At 37.3% G+C, this 18769-nt stretch carries 17 protein-coding genes, 9 tRNA genes and 1 rRNA gene; 8 read left to right on the plus strand and 19 right to left on the minus strand.

Features of this window, described 5'->3' with window-relative positions; translation table 11 throughout:
- The first annotated feature begins 727 nt into the window (after nt 1-727).
- From ACH6CY_RS14390 to ACH6CY_RS14425, 8 genes are all read left to right on the plus strand, one after another.
- Nucleotides 728-1462 carry a LytR/AlgR family response regulator transcription factor gene (locus ACH6CY_RS14390; RefSeq protein WP_374068018.1) on the plus strand — a complete coding sequence of 245 codons (735 nt, stop codon included), beginning with the start codon at nt 728-730 and terminating at the stop codon, nt 1460-1462.
- A gap of 1 nt (nt 1463) precedes the next feature.
- Complete coding sequence (locus ACH6CY_RS14395; RefSeq protein ID WP_374068019.1) at nt 1464-2789, plus strand: GHKL domain-containing protein; 1326 nt, start codon at nt 1464-1466, stop codon at nt 2787-2789.
- A 106-nt stretch (nt 2790-2895) separates the two neighbouring features.
- Nucleotides 2896-3576: a YhfC family glutamic-type intramembrane protease gene (locus ACH6CY_RS14400; protein WP_374068020.1), complete on the plus strand. Its 681-nt coding sequence runs from the start codon at nt 2896-2898 to the stop codon at nt 3574-3576.
- Nucleotides 3573-3956, plus strand: coding sequence for a DUF3887 domain-containing protein (locus ACH6CY_RS14405; protein WP_374068021.1), 384 nt, complete (start codon nt 3573-3575; stop codon nt 3954-3956). Before ACH6CY_RS14400 ends, ACH6CY_RS14405 begins: the two co-directional genes overlap by 4 nt.
- 353 nt (nt 3957-4309) lie before the next feature.
- Entirely contained in the window at nt 4310-4825 is a 516-nt protein-coding gene (locus ACH6CY_RS14410; RefSeq protein WP_374068022.1) for a sporulation delaying protein family toxin, read from the plus strand.
- 205 nt (nt 4826-5030) lie between these two features.
- The gene (locus ACH6CY_RS14415; RefSeq protein WP_374068035.1) at nt 5031-5534 is read left to right on the plus strand and encodes an SdpA family antimicrobial peptide system protein; all 504 of its coding nucleotides are present in this window, start codon (nt 5031-5033) and stop codon (nt 5532-5534) included.
- Nucleotides 5519-6502: a sporulation-delaying protein SdpB family protein gene (locus ACH6CY_RS14420; protein WP_374068023.1), complete on the plus strand. Its 984-nt coding sequence runs from the start codon at nt 5519-5521 to the stop codon at nt 6500-6502. The genes ACH6CY_RS14415 and ACH6CY_RS14420 overlap by 16 nt, the downstream gene beginning before the upstream one ends.
- Before the next feature lie 46 nt (nt 6503-6548).
- The gene (locus ACH6CY_RS14425) at nt 6549-7175 is read left to right on the plus strand and encodes a sporulation delaying protein family toxin (RefSeq protein ID WP_374068024.1); all 627 of its coding nucleotides are present in this window, start codon (nt 6549-6551) and stop codon (nt 7173-7175) included.
- 153 nt (nt 7176-7328) lie between these two features.
- On the opposite strand, the gene ACH6CY_RS14430 is transcribed toward ACH6CY_RS14425, so the two are convergent.
- The 19 genes from ACH6CY_RS14430 to rrf all read right to left on the minus strand — a co-directional run bounded on the left by ACH6CY_RS14430 (nt 7329) and on the right by rrf (nt 18334).
- Nucleotides 7329-7763, minus strand: coding sequence for a PH domain-containing protein (locus tag ACH6CY_RS14430; RefSeq protein ID WP_374068025.1), 435 nt, complete (start codon nt 7761-7763; stop codon nt 7329-7331).
- Between the two features lie 88 nt (nt 7764-7851).
- Complete coding sequence (locus tag ACH6CY_RS14435) at nt 7852-8244, minus strand: thiol-disulfide oxidoreductase DCC family protein (RefSeq protein WP_374068027.1); 393 nt, start codon at nt 8242-8244, stop codon at nt 7852-7854.
- A 243-nt stretch (nt 8245-8487) separates the two neighbouring features.
- On the minus strand, nt 8488-9447 hold the full coding sequence (locus ACH6CY_RS14440; RefSeq protein ID WP_374068028.1) for an IS30 family transposase: 960 nt from the start codon (nt 9445-9447) through the stop codon (nt 8488-8490).
- A 192-nt stretch (nt 9448-9639) separates the two neighbouring features.
- Nucleotides 9640-11442: a glutamine--fructose-6-phosphate transaminase (isomerizing) gene (gene glmS / locus ACH6CY_RS14445; RefSeq protein ID WP_374068029.1), complete on the minus strand. Its 1803-nt coding sequence runs from the start codon at nt 11440-11442 to the stop codon at nt 9640-9642.
- 480 nt (nt 11443-11922) lie between these two features.
- The gene (gene glmM / locus ACH6CY_RS14450; protein ID WP_374068030.1) at nt 11923-13269 is read right to left on the minus strand and encodes a phosphoglucosamine mutase; all 1347 of its coding nucleotides are present in this window, start codon (nt 13267-13269) and stop codon (nt 11923-11925) included.
- Between the two features lie 93 nt (nt 13270-13362).
- Nucleotides 13363-14598 carry a CdaR family protein gene (locus ACH6CY_RS14455; RefSeq protein ID WP_374068031.1) on the minus strand — a complete coding sequence of 412 codons (1236 nt, stop codon included), beginning with the start codon at nt 14596-14598 and terminating at the stop codon, nt 13363-13365.
- Entirely contained in the window at nt 14598-15416 is an 819-nt protein-coding gene (gene cdaA / locus ACH6CY_RS14460; RefSeq protein ID WP_374068032.1) for a diadenylate cyclase CdaA, read from the minus strand. Before cdaA ends, ACH6CY_RS14455 begins: the two co-directional genes overlap by 1 nt.
- A 342-nt stretch (nt 15417-15758) precedes the next feature.
- Entirely contained in the window at nt 15759-16370 is a 612-nt protein-coding gene (locus ACH6CY_RS14465) for a zf-HC2 domain-containing protein (RefSeq protein WP_374068033.1), read from the minus strand.
- Between the two features lie 15 nt (nt 16371-16385).
- On the minus strand, nt 16386-16949 hold the full coding sequence (gene sigW, locus ACH6CY_RS14470; RefSeq protein WP_374068034.1) for an RNA polymerase sigma factor SigW: 564 nt from the start codon (nt 16947-16949) through the stop codon (nt 16386-16388).
- Nucleotides 16950-17243: 294 nt separating this feature from the next.
- Nucleotides 17244-17319: transfer RNA gene (locus tag ACH6CY_RS14475), tRNA-Ala, on the minus strand.
- A gap of 30 nt (nt 17320-17349) precedes the next feature.
- Nucleotides 17350-17425: transfer RNA gene (locus ACH6CY_RS14480), tRNA-Lys, on the minus strand.
- A gap of 111 nt (nt 17426-17536) precedes the next feature.
- Nucleotides 17537-17611, minus strand: a tRNA-Gln gene (locus tag ACH6CY_RS14485).
- A 46-nt stretch (nt 17612-17657) separates the two neighbouring features.
- A tRNA-Tyr gene (locus ACH6CY_RS14490) sits at nt 17658-17743 on the minus strand.
- Between the two features lie 22 nt (nt 17744-17765).
- A tRNA-Thr gene (locus ACH6CY_RS14495) sits at nt 17766-17841 on the minus strand.
- A gap of 3 nt (nt 17842-17844) precedes the next feature.
- Nucleotides 17845-17920 (minus strand) — tRNA-Val (locus ACH6CY_RS14500).
- 3 nt (nt 17921-17923) lie between these two features.
- Nucleotides 17924-17998, minus strand: a tRNA-Glu gene (locus ACH6CY_RS14505).
- Nucleotides 17999-18016: 18 nt separating this feature from the next.
- Nucleotides 18017-18088 (minus strand) — tRNA-Thr (locus ACH6CY_RS14510).
- Nucleotides 18089-18091: 3 nt separating this feature from the next.
- Nucleotides 18092-18166, minus strand: a tRNA-Asn gene (locus ACH6CY_RS14515).
- Between the two features lie 52 nt (nt 18167-18218).
- A 5S ribosomal RNA gene (rrf, locus tag ACH6CY_RS14520) occupies nt 18219-18334 on the minus strand.
- Nucleotides 18335-18769: the final 435 nt, after the last annotated feature.

Here is an 18769-nt window from a genome sequence, read left to right on the forward strand (position 1 = left end):
CTTACAAATAAGTCGCCACTTAAAAGCATCCTTATGGAGACCATCATATATTTGGGTTCAGAAAATCAAAGGAAAAGCCGTCCCGTAAAGCTTCTAACTCACTGCTTCCCTTGCCATTAGCTATCGTAAAAAAAATAGATGTTTACTACCTTAACTTAGGTGTTTCAACTTTTTTGTTTTGTACCTAAAGATGTAGTCAGAATATTCAAATGTTATTTATGCGACACTAATGAAAATATATGATAAAAATGGGATAAAAAGCAAGGTAATGATTCCTAATAATTCTTTCTCTTTCATCTTCAAATAATCCTCCCATCACTAATATTTTGAACGCACGGGTATGAAAGTATAAAATTCTAATTAAATATATCATACTCTTTCAAATATTCTTGCTGAATTTTGTTGAATGATAAATAATGGTAAAAATAGACCGTCATATTTACGGAAAGAAAGAAAATCAGGCTTAAATAACTATTTTTTAAGGTCTTTATCATCGTAATTCTACGATATTATTTTTCACATCAGCTTCTGTTCTGAATTAACTCATTCTTTCATCACATAGAACCTTGTCAATTCATACCGAACGTTATTAAACATATTTATTACTTTATAAAACTTAGAAGGATTACTGAATTATTTGGAGAAATATAACAAATAGGGAGACAAGGATAGAACTAGCGTTGGAATAAAACATAAAATAAGAGAAATATAAAGGGGGAATGGGATTATGAGTATCTTTATATATGAAGATGATATTATTCAAGGAAACCAATTCAAGCGCCTTGCGGAAGAGATATGCGAGAAACACCAAATACCATTTGATTTTATAGAAGTGACGAGTAAATCTGATCAAATTATTGAAAAGATTCCATTGACAACGTTCATTCCTATTTACTTTTTGGATATTGAAATCAAAAAGGAAAGACGCAAGGGCTTGCAAGTTGCTCAAAAAATTCGTAGACATGATTCACTAGGCATTATTGTGTTTGTGACCACACATTCGGAATTTGCACCAATTTCCTATCAGTATATGGTATCGGCTTTTACTTTTATCGACAAAGCCCTGTCTTACAATGAACGTTATCACCTGATTAAGCAATGCCTCTCCTATTACGAAGTACGTAATCAAACAAATATCCCGACCGATGACTTTATTGTGGAAAATACAAATACGACAATAAAAGTACCGTTCAAAACAGTGGAGTATATCGCAACTGATGGACCACACCGTTTAGTGTTAGTCACGTCAGAACAGGTCATCCACTTTTATGGCACATTGAAAGAAATTGCTAATTTAGATAATCGATTATTTCGTTGTCATCAATCCTTCATCGTCAATATGAACCAGATCGCTTCTTATGATAAAACAAATCGAATGATCATCTTAAGAAACAATGAACGAATTCCAGTATCTCGACGATTAAGTAGTAAAATCAGACAAATGATTAAGGATGGAGTTTAAGATGTACATTTATGACATTATCGCAACGGTGCTGATTGGAATCAGTCACATCCTACTATACTTTCAATTAATCCGTTACAATCGTTTGTCATATATCATGACCATCTCTTTAAGTATCATTTTCACAATTCTACTGGGCATTGTCGTGACAATAACAGGTTACCCTGAACTTAATATTGTAGTATTCGTCATTTTTTTATTAAGCTTAGGCCTGATGCAAATGGAGTTGACGTTTTTTAAGAATTTATACTTTACATTAGCCAGTATCGTTAGCATGACATTAGTCAAAATCGTATTAATGGAAATAGCCATATCACTCTTCATGTGGTCACCATTCAATTTATATCTCTGGAGCTTCAGCCTGATTCACCTCAGCGTTGCAGTTATCATTACAATCAGTGTGTGGTTGTTGCGAAATCCAATCCAAAGTTTTTCACGATATATCGTCGAGAGTCCCTTGTATGTCATAAGCTACGGAATTCTCATCATTGGACTAGGCATCGCACTCATCTTAACCTCACCCAGTACTGTTTTTTTGTCGACAATGAATCAGAAGATCGGACAATTAAGCTACAATTTAGCATTTATATTATTCATTCTCTTACTCCTTATGGTGCTCATCGGCTCTCATTTAACAAAAGAAAGATTAGTAAGGGAACAACAAGATTGCTTGGATAACGAGTCGTTGGACTATGTGAAGAAGCTTGAGATTATGCATGAAGAATTAGCCAGTTTCCGTCACGATTATTTGAATATACTATTAGCATTAGATGGAGCGATTCGTACGGGAGATTTAAAACAAATTGAAAAAACGTATCATAACGTCATTTCTCCCACATCTGAACACATCAATAATCAAGAATTAGATATTGTAAGATTATCCAATATTCATATTCCCGAAATTAAAAGCGTATTGAGCGTCAAGCTTCAGACTGCACACCAACAACATACACAATTGCTGGTCGATATCCCCAATCCGATTCATGACATTCATATAAGATTGGTTGAATTCATTCGTATGATTTCAATCCTAGTTGATAACGGGATAGAAGAAGCGGTGAATAGCAAAGAAAAAATAATTCAACTTGCCTTCTTTGAAATAGAGGATACCCAATATTTTATCGTGAGCAACAGTACAGATCATACATCCATCGACTTACACCGACTCTATGAAAAGGGCTACTCCAAGAAAAAGGAGAAGCGGGGCTACGGATTATTCGCGCTTAAGCAGATGATTGACAAAACACCACATGTGACACTGCAAACGAGTTTCATAGCTCCATTGTTCACACAAACGTTGATGATAAAAATAGGTGACACCAATTAGCTGTGTCACCTATTTTTGACCAATTATGATGAATTTTTAACCGATTATGAAATATATGTTTTATTTTCGATTACATTCATTATACTGCAATTGAGGAGTGAACTACATGCTTGGTATCATTTTCGCTTTACTCATCAGTATCGGGATACCTATCCTTGCACTCATCTATGCCTGTATAACGAAACGCTTCATTCCATTCTTTTTAGGTATTCTAGCATTTACCATATCGCAGGTGTTAATCCGCATTCCGACTTTGCAGTATTTAGAACACAGCTCAGATTATCTGATATTCAAGACCACTGAGACAATTTCCCACGCCATATTAGTCGGTTTGTCAGCCGGAGTTTTTGAAGAGATCGCACGCTTTATTTTAATCTATCTTTTGATGAAACAACGTGATCGGAAATCCGGCTTTCTGTTCGGTGCAGGTCATGGAGGGATTGAAGCAATATTATTAGTTGGAATAAATGCATTCTCCATTTTATTTTCAGTGACCGCCCATGCTTACAATCTAGATTTCTTCATCGGAGGGATTGAGAGGTTTTTTGCAATACTGTTGCATATTGGACTATCCATCATCGTATTAAACGCTGTTGTTCAGAAGAAATTCCTTTACGTAATACTTGCCATACTCATTCACGGGGTTGTCAATGCATTAGCTGGGATTCTTCCATTGTTCATGGCACAACATGTTGCACTTATTACAGTGGAAATAACACTAGCACTGACTGCATTAGCTGTTTTCAGTTACAGCCTATTAATTAAAAGAAAGGAAAGATTACGATGAAAAAAATTTTGTTGATAACGTTTAGTCTTGTTTTTCTGTTTACGCTTGCTGCTTGTGGAAATGTGGATGATGAAACTGCCGAACATTATATTAACGAAGCGACTGACATTGTCACCTTATTAAATGAAGGTAATACTGAAGAAGTACAAACCATGTTCGATGAAGAAATGAAGGGTAATCTATCGGAATATGACTTACGGGAACTTTCGAGCTATATCGAGCAGTCAGGGAATTTTAAGGAAATTGATAAATCTTCCGTAGAGGAACAAGACGAATTATACACTACGGTTCTCGTTACCAACTATAGTGAAGGAAGCCGCATTTTTACGATCACCTTTAATCAAAATGATGAAGTGACAGGTCTATTTGTTAATGAATAAGTGAAAAACATGTATTGGGATAATCAAGAAGATATAGGAATGACATGGGTATAGGCACGTTCATGATTGTTCCTGGTACGGCTAACAGTTATACGTGCTCTAACATCCTTCCCCCTTTAATTTCCGGAATTTTCATGATATTTAATTATTTAGATTCAGCTGATGTACAAGCCTAAACAACAAGTAGCACAGAAAAAAGTAGCAGAACTTCATCCATGACAAACACCTTCCCTTTATGACCCTAATTATTGATGATTAATAGAATCTTAAATCAAAGGAGCGATGCAATTGATAATGAAAAAAAGACATATCTCATCTTATTCATCATGATGGCATTGGTATGTTCCGTTACGTTGTATAGCCTTAACTTGGCTGCATCGGCAGCTACTCAACATGATACCGTCAACCAAACTTTTACAGGAGAAGAATACTATAAGGGATTGATATTCGGTCAAGGTGAAATAGGAGAAATATTAATTCGGGACGAGGAAATCTTAAATTCTACCAATAGTGATGAAAACACAGAATTTATAACAGAAGTAATGGCATATATCGATCAGGAGTACCCTCAGTTCTTTAATGATTTACAAGATGCCATTGAATCCAAAGATCCTACCCGCGCGCAAGATTTATTAGAAAAAAGCCGGATTTATTTCACTAACTATCTTGAAAGCAACGATTTGGATATGACAGCAAGTGTAGAGCAAAATTTAGTAAGGATAAGCGTTTATGCTAAAGTGGGATTAACTTGGGCATATGTTGCGCCACTTCCACCTGTATACGCTCATTACGTAACAGCTGTTTATTCAAATCAAGATCAGCCATTAGAACTCAAAGAAAATATTATAACCTTACTGGATAATTTATAGGAGTAACGATTTCATTCCTATTTCTCATCAATAATTAGTCTTTTTTTAATATTTATATGAACTTCCGGTGACAAAAATGATGGCAAACCACCCACGGAATCTTCTAGCATACAAGGTCATTTAAAATAAAAAACTAAGGAGAGGTGTAGAGATGAAGCCCAATAAGAAGAAGAGTTATGGAATCTACTTTGTAAGTTTATTATTCATGACTTTTCTACTATTCTTTGTATCAATATATACTTCATTGCCACGGAATGCTCTGTCCATGCCGTTTGTCGACGAAATATATATGCAATCATGGTTCCCGCAAGGTTGGGGATTTTACAGTAAAGACCCTACTGAATCTGCTCTCTACATGTATGATTATGAAACATTCGAACCATCAACAAATTGGCCGAACAACACGAAAGAAAATCTATTCGGTTTAAAGAGAGCTGGACGAGCCCAAGGGATCGAAGCAGGTTTAATACAGTTCAAGATTCCTGGGGAATCGTGGGTAACATGCGAGGATGCTCCATCTACCTGTGCGATTGAAAACGATGGTCTAGAAGCAGTCGAAATTGAAAACGAGTCCCCATATCCGACGATATGCGGTGAACATATCATTGTACAACAAGAACCTGTGCCCTGGGCATGGAGCAAATATAAAGAAACTACAGTTATGCCATCTGAAATAGTGAGGGTGAATGTCACATGTTCAGCAGATTAGGTGATAAATTATATCAATATGCAGAGCAACAGCCGTTATGGACGAATGTTTATGGTCTCGCACGAACCCTGTTGGCAAGTTCATTAGCATTGCTTCTATTGTTTAATCCTACAAAGACATTTTTCAGGCCAGGGGCTGGTCTGCCTGAGTTTCCATTATGTGATCGGAACCTCAGTGTGTTTTGCATGGTCCCCAATGATTTTTTCTACTTTGAGTTAATTCGGTGGATCTTTATCATTCTATTACTCGGCATCGCCAGTGGTTGGCGACCGAGAATTACTGGAATTCTACACTTCTACATTACGTATAGTTTTTATTCTACAGCATTGACCCTTGACGGAGGAGAACAAGTCAATGTCACCCTTACCTTACTTTTGATCCCGTTGACATTGACGGACCCAAGGAAATGGCATTGGCAGCGTTCAAAAAAGCCTGACATTTCTTCCCATCGCTATATGTTCGCCTTTATCACGGGATTATGTGCTTATATCGCTATCCGTTTTCAAGTCGCCATCATCTATTTAAATGCAGCTTACGCTAAAGTGCCCGGAGAATTTTGGAAGGATGGCACTGCAGTTTACTACTTCTTCCAGGATACATTACTTGGAATTTCAGACACAATGGGTAAAATTCTGATGCCTTTGTTGGAAACTCCTCTTGTTGTCATCCCAACATGGGGAACAGTCATTCTCGAGTTTCTCTTATTTGCAGCTTTATTTACACCTGCGAAATATTGGAAGTGGTTTTTTATTCCAGGATTAATATTCCACTTTATGATTTCAGCCGTTGTTGGTCTGCACAACTTTGTCATCGTCATGTTCGCAGCTCTGATTCTATTTTTAAGACCGCTTCAGCAAGAATTTAGCATACAAGCCGTGTTAAATTTTCTAATGTTGCCACCAAGAATTTACCATAGATTAAGAAAAAATACATGGAAAGGGGGAGAGCTTGAAAAAAGGTCGGGCTGAAACATCGTCAAACAAATGAATCAAATTAAAAATGGGAGGGTCAATCATGAAGAATTTAGCAAAAAAAGGTATGTTATTCATGTTAATTTCAACTTTAGTTCTGTTTACTCTAGGTCCATCTGTTCTAGCAGGCCAAAATACAAGTATCCAAGGTAAATTAACAGGTGAAGAAATTTATAAAGGGATTGTATTTGGTGAAGGCGAGCTTGCGAAAAAACTGCAAACAGTAGATGCTGAACCAGTTCAAGATGCAAAGCAGCATGAAGAGGTCCTTGAGTTAATCGATAAGATCATAGGCGAAATCGGGACAGTCGACCCGAATTATTTCGAGGAATTGCAAGCTGCCGCATACAGTATGAGTCCAGCTCAACTAGATAAAGCCATTGAAAATGGTGGTGTCCTGCTTCAAAAGGCATTGGATAATATGGGTTATTTCATCTCATCAGCCGATGAAGTCGATCTTACAGCTGCAGTTGCTGGGTGGGTAGCAATGGTTGGCGCACTTGCATACAACTATGCAGGCGCAGTCCACACAGCCGTGGCAGGAGTAAATGCTGCTGCATACCTGAACTTATGGGTATATCAAAATGCATACCTTTGGGGAGGAAAATCAGCTTCTTCACAGCTTGAGAAAGACGCATACTTTATTGAAATTATGGATGCATTGAATTAAACAGACGATAATTCTAGCCGACCTTACTAAAAAAGGGTTAAGCCGCATGGAATCATTGCGGCTTAACCTTTTCATAGTTTGTATTCAACGAAGGAATATCTGCTTTGATTATTTGGAAATACAGGTCTAATCACTGGAAATGAATGTACACATTTATTTCAATAACTTTACCGGTTCATCCCTTTGTTCATTGATCACTTGCACAAACTTGTCCATGTTTTCTGGAGCGATAATTGTAAAATCCGTGGAACCATAGTATACGTAATAACGTTCTTTGGAAAGAGCAGCTGAAGCTAATTGAGTATTGGTTTTTTCGATTTTTTTAATGGTTCCGAGCTCAATCCGGCGTTTAAATGGGCCAATATGAATGATTAAATGTTCATTTGTTACAATATAAAATGTTCGGTACCAAAACCATAAAATGACGATGGCGAAAATCCCAGATATCAAAGAAAAAGTTAAACTTGCGGCGAGTCCTGCCTCATGGTAAATCGGTAGGAATAGTCCAATTGATAGTCCTAAGAACAACAATACCGATCCCCATATGATGATTCGATAGGTTAAGTCTTTGTTTGCATTGAACTTCAAAAGTTATACCCTCCAATTCTTTTTTATAGTGAAACGCAAACGGCTTAGCCTTGAGATGGCATCATCAATCAGAACGCAATGAGGAAACTCATTCTAAGAAACGGTTACGGATCTCTGGAGAAGGTATAGCACAACTGTCCCTTTTCCCCATAAATTTGTATCTATTGTTTGCGACGATTGAGTAAACTGTATTCCGAATCGGTCTAGGAATAATGAGTAGTATTGTCAATAATTTCCACAGTCCTTTTAAATGTCTACATATACGAAGAGCAGCATCCGATTTCAAAAACACTCGATCGTCTTTAATCAACACAAAACTATCAACATCTAAAGGTAACTGATTTTTTTTCAGTAGGTTTTGTCCAACTTCTCCTTGCAATGAAGCAAATTTGAAGTAATCATGCGACTCCCTTTTAATGATAAACTGAATGCTTTTATTACAAAAATTACATTCCCCATCGAAAAGTATGATGGCTCCCAAGTTTAGCTCTCCTCCTTTAAAATCTCCGCTTTCTGATACTATTTTATATTCCGAATCTTGACTATATTTTACCAATAAATGATGTTAATGTAAATAAATTAAATTTACTTTTTCAAAAATGATGTGGATTTTAGTGTTAACACCTCGGACACCCTTATTTTCAAGAGTTCTACTGCTGTAGCTTTAAAATAAAGTTTGATCAAATATATTACTCGAACCCGTATTTTATAGCAATTTCATTTGTCAAATTAAGCGAGACAAAGTTTCCTTGTCGACATGCTTCATAAAACACTCAATTGGTGTTTGATAATTTAATGATTTTCTTGGAATGTTGTTTCTTCTAGAAGCAACAGTTGATATATATTCTTGTGTAACGGAATTGAAATCCATCTCTTTTGGTAGACCGTTTTTACGTAGTAGACCATTCGAATTTTCATTCAATCCTCTTTGTGATGGCGTTCCTGGATCGGCAAAATAGATGTCAATATCATGATTATTACTGATGTTTTTCCAATTCGAGAATTCTTTACCACAGTCAAAGATAATCGATTTGAATAAGTGCCTAGGAACGCCTTTCAGCCAGTCGTTTAGAGCTTCTTCAATATCTTGGGCTTCTCTGCCTTTAGGTTTGATCGCAATGATGCATTTACTTAACGACTCAACCAAAGGGGTTATCGCGCTCTTGTGTTTGTTACCAACAATGGTATCACCTTCTAGATGGCCAAATTCATTGTTGTAGTTTAGGTGTTCCTGATTGCGCTCACTTATACTACGTCTAAATGCTTGTTTGCCTCTATTTTCTTGGTGACCGTTTGGTTTTCTTTTCCCTTTCATCGGTAATTTTTCTTGTTTGAAAACACCCTTTTCAAACTGCCGATAAAGTGTACGCATACTACAAGAGATGCGTCTTTCTTTTCTACCAACGATGACGTCTGGAGTCCAACCAGCCTCTACTCTTGCGTTGATGTATTCCACTTCATTTTTGGAAAGTTGAATCGGTTTACGACCACATTTTTGCTTGTTTTTCTTGTATTCCAGATAAATGTCAATCGCTGTTTTTCCTTCTTTTAGTTGTCTGATGACTCGATAGATCGCCTCATGACCTCGCTTGAGCTTTTTGGCAATTTGACGACCCTTAAGACCGATTGAAAAATGTTCTTCTATGAATATGAGTTCTATTTTGGTAAGGTGGGTGTGGGACATGCCAGATACACTCTCCTTAACTTTAGTCGGTTTTAGATTGAGTATATCATGACATGTCTTTTTTAGTTTTCCTAGTGTCTCGCTTAATTTTACAATCAAAGACAGTTAATCTTTTTTATAAACGGTCGAACTTTTTTACAAACGGTTAAACTTTATTTCAAATCCACAAAAAAAACTACTAACCTACTGCCCTTATTCCACCGTCACACTTTTTGCTAGATTACGTGGCTTATCCACATCACAATCTCGGTGTAATGCTGCATAATAAGCTAAAAGTTGCATTGGTATGACACTTACTAGTGGTGTCAGTAATTCATGTACCTGTGGCAATACAAAAGCATCATTATCCTGATGTAAACCTTCCATACTGAAGATACATGTTTTTGCGCCTCGTGCAGCTACTTCTTGCACATTACCACGAATCGAATAATTCACATTTGCTTGGGTAGAAATCGCAATCACTGGAGTACCTTCCTCAATCAGAGCAATTGTCCCATGCTTTAGCTCTCCACCTGCAAATCCTTCTGCTTGAATATAAGAGATTTCCTTTAATTTGAGCGACGCTTCTTGTGCGACAAAGTAATCAACGCCACGGCCAATAAAGAAAGCATTACGTGTTTCGGTAAATAAATCTATTGCAATTTGTTGAAAGGTATCTTTTTGATCGGTTAGCGACTCCATTACACTGGATACAATGGCTAGCTCTTGTAATGGGTCAAAATCTAACGTCATTCCTTTTGCTTTGGCGGTACCAACTGCTAATATCGTTAGTACTGCAATTTGTGCAGTATATGCTTTTGTGGAAGCAACTGCAATTTCCGGCCCTGCATATAAATGCAAGGTATAATCCGCTTCACGAGAAAGGGTAGATCCTGGAACATTGGTTATGGTGAGCGCTGAATGTCCTAATTCCTTAATACGTACTAATACCGAACGACTATCTGCTGTTTCACCGCTTTGTGATATAAAAATAAACAATGGTTTGTTAGATAGCAGTGGCATATGATAAGAAAATTCACTAGCAATATGCACTTCTACCGGTATATTAGCCAATCTTTCAATCATTTGTTTGCCAATTAAACCTGCATGATAACTTGTGCCGGCTGCAATAATATAAATACGATCTGCTTCTAGCATCGCTTCCTCTATATCGGTATCTAATTTAATGTTACCTTGTTGATTTTGATACGCTTGAATGATTTTACGCATGACAAATGGCTGCTCGTCGATTTCTTTTAACATAAAGTGCGCGTAGGTTCCTTTTTCAATATCAGCTGCATCTATTTCTGCGATATATGGCTCTCGCTCGACTGCTATGCCATCTAGTTTTTGAATTTCAACGTAATTACGATTAACTAGTACGATTTCCTTATCATGGATTTCTAGATAACGATCGGTTTCTTTAAGCGTTGCCATCGCATCACTAGCAATTACATTAAATCCTTCACCTAATCCGATTAATAATGGACTTTTGTTCTTCGCTACATAAATCGTATCTTGATCTTCCGCATCGATAAGCGCAATGGCATAGGAACCCTTTAACAAAGATACTGTTTGACGAAAAGCTTCCGCTACATTTTGATACTGGTTATAGAGCACTTCCATCAACTGTACAATCACTTCTGTATCTGTTTCGCTTATTAAATTTACATCTGATAAATAGTCATCCCGAAGCTCATAATAGTTTTCAATTACACCGTTGTGAACAAGGGTGAATCGACCAGAAGAGCTCTGGTGTGGGTGTGCATTTGCCTCACTTGGTTCGCCATGCGTCGCCCAGCGAGTATGACCAATTCCGATAGAAGATGCAACCGTCGTATCTACTTTTTCGCGTAAAGTAGCGATACGACCTTTCGCTTTACACAAATGTAAACCTTGGTTATTAAGCGTTGCGATTCCTGCAGAATCATAGCCTCGATATTCTAATTTCTCTAGTCCATTTAATAAAATTTCTTTCGTATCATTTTTTCCAATATAACCAACAATTCCACACATTTCGTTTTCCTCCTAAAATAGGAAAGAGGCAAACAAACGAAACCTGTTATATACATCGGGGCGTTTATTTGCCCCTTTCTCATGATGTTATTATCATCATCTACCATTATCCTTGTACAACGAGTCGCCTCATTGTTTTCGAATAATAGCCTATCGGTTGGAGATGTGTGCAACCGGGAGGTACCCGCCGACATAATTCGAATGAACCTCCACCTCGTCAACTATTTTTCACCGCTCGAAAAATAGTTCAGGCGCTTGTATTACTTTTTGTTTAACGATCCACCTTTCTATACTTGAATGAACGTTCTTTTGAAAAAGAACAATTTCTATTTTAACCGATAATAATATAGCAAGCAATATTTTTTTATTTCCTTTTCATTTATATTATACCGCTATAAGTACTATAACTTATAGCCTTTTGTAACAACTGTAAAAAAGGATAGTTAGTCTACTTAAAGACTTAACTATCCTTTTCAGCTATTATTTCATGCCTAATAATGCTTCAATTGTTTGTACTACTTCATCTGCTACCTCATTACATCTTTCAATGGTAGGAGCTTCTACCATTACACGAACTAACGGCTCTGTTCCTGATGGACGAACTAGCACGCGACCATCGTCACCCATTTGTTCTTCTGCTTTTGCAATTACTTCTTGAATTCGTGGGTGTACAAGCGCTTGTTGTTTATCAATTACTTTTACATTTTTTAAGACTTGTGGAAACTTTTCCATTTCACTAGCGAGCTCAGATAGTTTTTTCCCAGTTTCTTTCATGACATTTACTAGCTGAAGTGCCGTTAGCATGCCATCACCTGTCGTGATATAATCAAGGAAAATAATATGACCAGATTGTTCTCCACCAAGGTTGTAGCCACCTTTACGCATTTCCTCCATCACATAGCGATCACCTACAGCTGTCTTGTCACTTTTCATTCCTTCTGCTTCTAATGCCTTATAAAAGCCAATATTACTCATAACTGTGGAAACAACGGTAGAATGATGCAACAATCCTTTACTGTTAAGGTATTTAGCACAAATATACATAATTTGATCGCCATCTATAATGTTTCCTTGTTCATCAACCGCGATAATACGATCTCCATCACCATCAAAGGCTAATCCAACATCTGCTTCTTTTTCTAAAACAAATGCTTTCAATGTTTCTGGATGGGTGGAACCAACGCCATCATTAATATTCAAGCCATCAGGTGATGAACCAATTGTTGAGAGATCAGCTTCCAAATCGGCAAACAAATGTGTCGCTAATGTAGATGTTGATCCATGTGCACAGTCTAATGCAATATGTAAGCCTTCAAAGTCATTATCTACGGATTGCTTTAAGTATTGAATATACTTCTGTCCACCTTCAAAGTAGTCATTAATTTGTCCCATATCTGCCCCAGTTGGTCGAGGTAATTCATCTGTGTTTCCATCGAGTAGTGCTTCTATTTCTTGTTCTTGTGCATCAGTTAGTTTGAATCCATCAGGGCCAAAAAATTTGATACCGTTATCTTCTACTGGATTATGTGACGCAGAAATCATCACACCCGCTTCTGCACTCATTGCTTTAGTTAAGTAAGCAACACCTGGTGTCGATATGACACCTAGTCGCATCACTTCTGCTCCAATTGATAAAAGCCCAGCAGTTAATGCATTCTCTAACATACTTCCTGAAATTCTTGTATCTCGTCCAATAAGAACTTTCGCTTTTGATGTCTCTTTAGTTAGTACATATCCTCCAAATCGGCCTAATTTAAACGCAAGTTCTGGAGTTAGTTCTACATTTGCAACCCCTCGAACGCCATCTGTACCGAAATATTTACCCATAATGTACCTCTCCTTTGTTCCTAATTAAACACGTTATCATTGCTACTTGTGTTAATAGTGTTATCTTTCAATGTTAGTTTCATACAATAATAGTTATTCAATTCGTATCTTGACTGTTTCACTAGAAAGATCTAACTTTAACCCCTCCAGATTACTTGAGTCAATCGTAAGTTCATGTTCACCTGGATTCAGGTCAGAAGCATCAACCGATAAAGAAAAATCAGAGGCATTTAGTTTGTCCAATTCTGATTTATATCCCGTTACTGTAATATCCACTGCCCCATCTGATTCTTCAACAAATGAAGCAGTATAAGGATTATCTACATTTTTTATATCTATTGAGACATCATCAAACGTTTTTTCAATGTTGCGATCTACTTTAATATCTACTGTAATTGTATTTGGATTAACTAGTCTAACGCCATTCTGTTGTTTTAATTTAACTTTTATTGATGTGTCTTTTTGTATGGTACTTAGGTCAATTTCCTCTGTTTCTATTTGAGTTAAATCTTCCAAGTCTTTTTCTGAGGCAAAGACTTTCACTTCTTTATCACTAGGTGTAATGGACAATATTTTTATACCATCAGGCGCCTCCCCTTTAGTCTTTATACTAACAGGAATGTTTTTGTTTGGATTATCAACATGAATGAGCACACTGACCGTTTCTGGCTCCACTCTCGCACTTAACTCATTACCTTCACTATCATAGACACGTATCTTCACATCATTTATCGTTACTGACTCTTGTATACCCTCAACATCAACAAAAGCTTTAACAACTGATATACGATCAATCACACTCTTTGAGCTTGTTATCTCAACCGTCGAAGGGTCAACGGTCGCTTCTAGCAGTTCATAACCTGCTGCTAATAACTCTTCATTTGTGTAATCTACTTTCACCTCAAATTCAGCGGTAGCCTTTTCTTCAATGGTTACTTCAATTGATTTCGGGTCAATTGTTACATTCAATCGATCTGAAATCCCTTCGTACTCTAACGGAACTGTGTATGTCCCCGGCTCTAAGTCCTCCAGATCCACAAAAACATCAAAATTTCGTTGTGTTGCAGTAGACTGGACAACACTCACTGTCCCCTCTAATGTGACATTAGCTGTGTCTGGCACACCACTTACTGCATACTTATCATCTAATTTTACATTGATAGGGATATTATTAACAACTTGTGTCTCTTGTGAACTACTAAATAGATCTAATCGTAAAGCGTCTCCATTATTATCCTGATTATCAAATCTAATGACTGTAAAAATAAGCACAGCCAAAATTAAGGATAGCACACGAATAATCCAAGGTTTATTTAACCAATCATTCATTATTTTTTTCCCCTCCAAGTCCAAGTTTTTGCCGTAGGGGACTTAATAAAGTAAATCTCTAAATCTTTTCGCAACATACTCATTAGCTTTTCCTGATCTAAATCACGATGCAATTCACCATTTTTCGTATAAGAAATCTGTCCCGTTTCTTCTGATACAACAATCGTTAGAGCATCACTTACCTCGCTGACGCCCATCGCTGCCCTATGACGTGTTCCTAATTCTTTGGAAATAAACGGACTTTCTGATAATGGCAAATAACATGCTGCAGCAACGATTTGATCTTGTTTAAGAATAACAGCTCCATCGTGTAGAGGCGTGTTCGGAACGAAAATGTTTGTTAACAATTGATTTGTCAATTGACCATGGATTGGTATTCCTGTTTCAATAAAGTCTCCCATGTTCGTATCTCTCTCAATCGTAATTAAAGCACCAATTCGACGCTTACCCATGTAGTTGCATGATTTGGTAATTGCGTCTATGACATGGTTCAAAATCTCTTCTTCTGAATTTTTATTTCTAGTAAAGAAACTGCCACGGCCTATTTGTTCTAAGGCTCGCCGCAATTCGGGTTGAAACAGAATGATAATCGCCACTGGCCCCCAAACAATAACTTGCTCTATAATAACTTGTACGGTTTGCAAATTCAGAAAATAACTTATCAGGTAAAAACCTAATACAACAAAAATACCCTTTAGTAACTGGATCGCTTTCGTACCACGGATAAGCATGATTAGTTTATATAGGACATACCAGATAAGGGCGATATCTACTACAATACGTAAAGCTTTAAATATGTCTACTCCCCCATCAAGCATGGTTACACTTCCTTCTTCTCATTGATTATCGTCCCATCTGTAAAATAATGACTTAATACATTATAGCATAAATAAAATAATGTTCATAAACATTACTCTAATAACCTATTCATCATTATATCAAAACTATCTGCATTTGCAGAACGAAACTAAAGATATTTTAAAAAATAACGCTATTAAATTTATATGCTTTCTTTATAAATAGTTAACACGCAACCCATTATTGTTACTATTATTTTTCACAATTTAACCAACTTCCATATTATTAGAAATCCAGTTTCTTTTTTCCAGATGAAAAATAAACAGAGAAATCCAGCGATCTCCCTGTTTATCTATAAAAGATCAGTTTGCCCAATCAATAATTTTATTTGAAAATTGTTTAATGTGATACCACATCCACTCAAACACTTGATTCACTTGTTCTATTTCACCGCTAACGTTTCCTGCTGAAGCCATTAAATGCTCTCCATTAATCAATGTGACATTGCCATTTATTTTTCCATCTATCTGAAGATCAACATTTTTCACTACCAGATCGCCTTCAATCGTAACTCCTTCCGGTACAATAACTTTGCCATCTTTAATGACTACATCTTGATCATTTGAAACAGATAGCTGCCCAGGTTGATCCCACACAGAAAAAATGCTTCCAAACATTAAAACAAAAAATATCGCTGCTGCAGTTAAGACAGGATGCGACTTAAACCATCGCATATAGCCCCATCTGCGTTTCTCTTTCGGCAAGTTAGCCATCACTTTTTCGGTAAATTTAGACGATGGCTGCATCACATTTGCGCTTTTAACTAATGTATCTGTAAGAGTTAATTCATGAAAATATTTTTGACAAGTCTCACATTTTTGCAGATGGTTTTTTAAATGCCTTTCTTCTTGTAAAGATAACTCATCATCTAAATATTTGTGCATTAAGTTGAGAAATTCTTTTTTGCAATTCATTGTATTCACATCCCTTTATACATCACGAAGTTTTTTCCGAAGAGCTTCTCTACCCCTATACACTCTTGTCTTCACTGTGCCAATAGGAATATCTAATATCTCACTAATTTCAGCTAAAGATAGTTCATCAACAAAACGTAAAGCAATCACGCTACGATATTTAGCAGGTAAGCTCATTATTTGTTGTTGAATATAAGATTGTAATTCTAAACTCTCCAGTTCCTCTTCGGGCAATGGCTGCTGCTCTGCAAGTTGAGAATACATCGTCAAGCCATCCGTACCTCTTACTTCTGCGTCTAGATAAAAGTCAGGTTTCTTTTTACGAATACGATCAATCGTAACATTCGTTGCAATACGAAATAGCCATGTAGAAAATTTTCGTTTATCGTCATAGGATTGGATATTCACATAGGCACGAATAAAAGCCTCTTGTGCCAGGTCTTCTGCTTCATGTGTGCTTCCAATTATTCGAAAGCATATTTGATATACTTTATCTTGATAATAAGCTACAATATCTTCGAATGCGGATTGATCACCTTTTTTAACTTGTTTTATTTTTTGTTTGATTTTCAAGTCCATGTTATTCACTACCTCCGCTTATATTGCGGTTTATTTATTTACGAATATATCTTTTAAAAGGTTTCATTTTTATTATAAAGATTTTAATTTAAGTAGCAATAGGTAAAAATAAATTGTTTTACCAAATAAGCATTAATACTCTATTTCTCGATATTTTTTAAAAGTTCAAATTTAACATATTAAGTTTTGATTGTTCATTATTTCATATTAATGAAATCGATTATCGTCGTTTTGTTGCATAAAAAAAGAACTGAACATTATCTATAACGTCCAATTCCCTTAACACATTATGTATGGTGGAGCCTAGCGGGATCGAACCGCTGACCTCCTGCGTGCAAAGCAGGCGCTCTCCCAGCTGAGCTAAGGCCCCACACTGTACTATTTATTTTCATGAAATTAATGGTGAGCCATGGAGGATTCGAACCTCCGACCCTCTGATTAAAAGTCAGATGCTCTACCGACTGAGCTAATGGCTCAAAATTACAAAACTACAATTTAATTTCAAGCTTCAAAACAGAAAACCTTCCGAAAACAAATTTGTTTCAAAGGTTTTGTGAAAGAAACATATTTGAATATTAAAAATAAAATGGCTGGGCTAGCTGGATTCGAACCAGCGCATGACGGTACCAAAAACCGTTGCCTTACCGCTTGGCCATAGCCCAATAAAATAACAGTGATTCATCCACTGCTAATAAAATGGTCTTAATATGGTGGAGGGAGTAGGACTCGAACCTACGAACCCGATGGGAGCGGATTTACAGTCCGCCGCGTTTGGCCAACTTCGCTATCCCTCCATATTAGTATTGAAAAAGAAACTGGTGCCGGCCAGAGGACTTGAACCCCCAACCTACTGATTACAAGTCAGTTGCTCTACCAATTGAGCTAGGCCGGCTTATGGTGGAGGATGCAGGGCTCGAACCTGCGACCCCCTGCTTGTAAGGCAGGTGCTCTCCCAGCTGAGCTAATCCTCCAAATGGTGACCCGTACGGGATTCGAACCCGTGTTACCGCCGTGAAAGGGCGGTGTCTTAACCGCTTGACCAACGGGCCAATTAAAAATCATCACAGAGCTTCCAGCCGGACTTGAACCGGCGACCCCTTCCTTACCATGGAAGTGCTCTACCGCTGAGCTATGGAAGCACATGGCTCCACAGGTAGGATTCGAACCTACGACCGATCGGTTAACAGCCGATTGCTCTACCACTGAGCTACTGTGGAACAATAACTAGTTTGTTGTTTCACAAAGCTAAATCAATATTTTTAAAAACTTACCTAGCGACGTCCTACTCTTGCAGGGGCAAGGCCCCAACTACCATCGGCGCTGAAGAGCTTAACTACTGTGTTCGGCATGGGAACAGGTGTGACCTCTTCGCTATTGTCACTAGACCAATATTACAGTTATTTTTAAAGGATGTACCTTCAAAACTAGGGCCCACATGATGTGGGTCCGTTCGACGTTGTCACAGGACGTGACGGGCTTAGTCGAACATCCATTTGTCTTAAGGATGCACCTTCAAAACTAGATAAGACAGACAAGTGTTCATATAACATATAAAATCTAGCTACAGCGCTTAACGGTCGCTTTCACTTTTTATTAATCTAGTTCTAGCTCCCAGCAACTAGCGTAACTTCCTTCACCTTCGTACGATAAGTTAACATCCATTCGCTATGCGCATTGTGTTTCCTTTATCTCCTACGGTTCAGTCCAGTTCGTACGTTGCTTAACGGTCGCTTTCACTTTTTGTTATAGTTAAGTCCTCGATCGATTAGTATTCGTCAGCTGCACGTGTCACCACGCTTCCACCTCGAACCTATCTACCT

Source organism: Paraliobacillus sp. JSM ZJ581, from assembly GCF_044383835.1.
Taxonomy (GTDB): domain Bacteria; phylum Bacillota; class Bacilli; order Bacillales; family Amphibacillaceae; genus Paraliobacillus.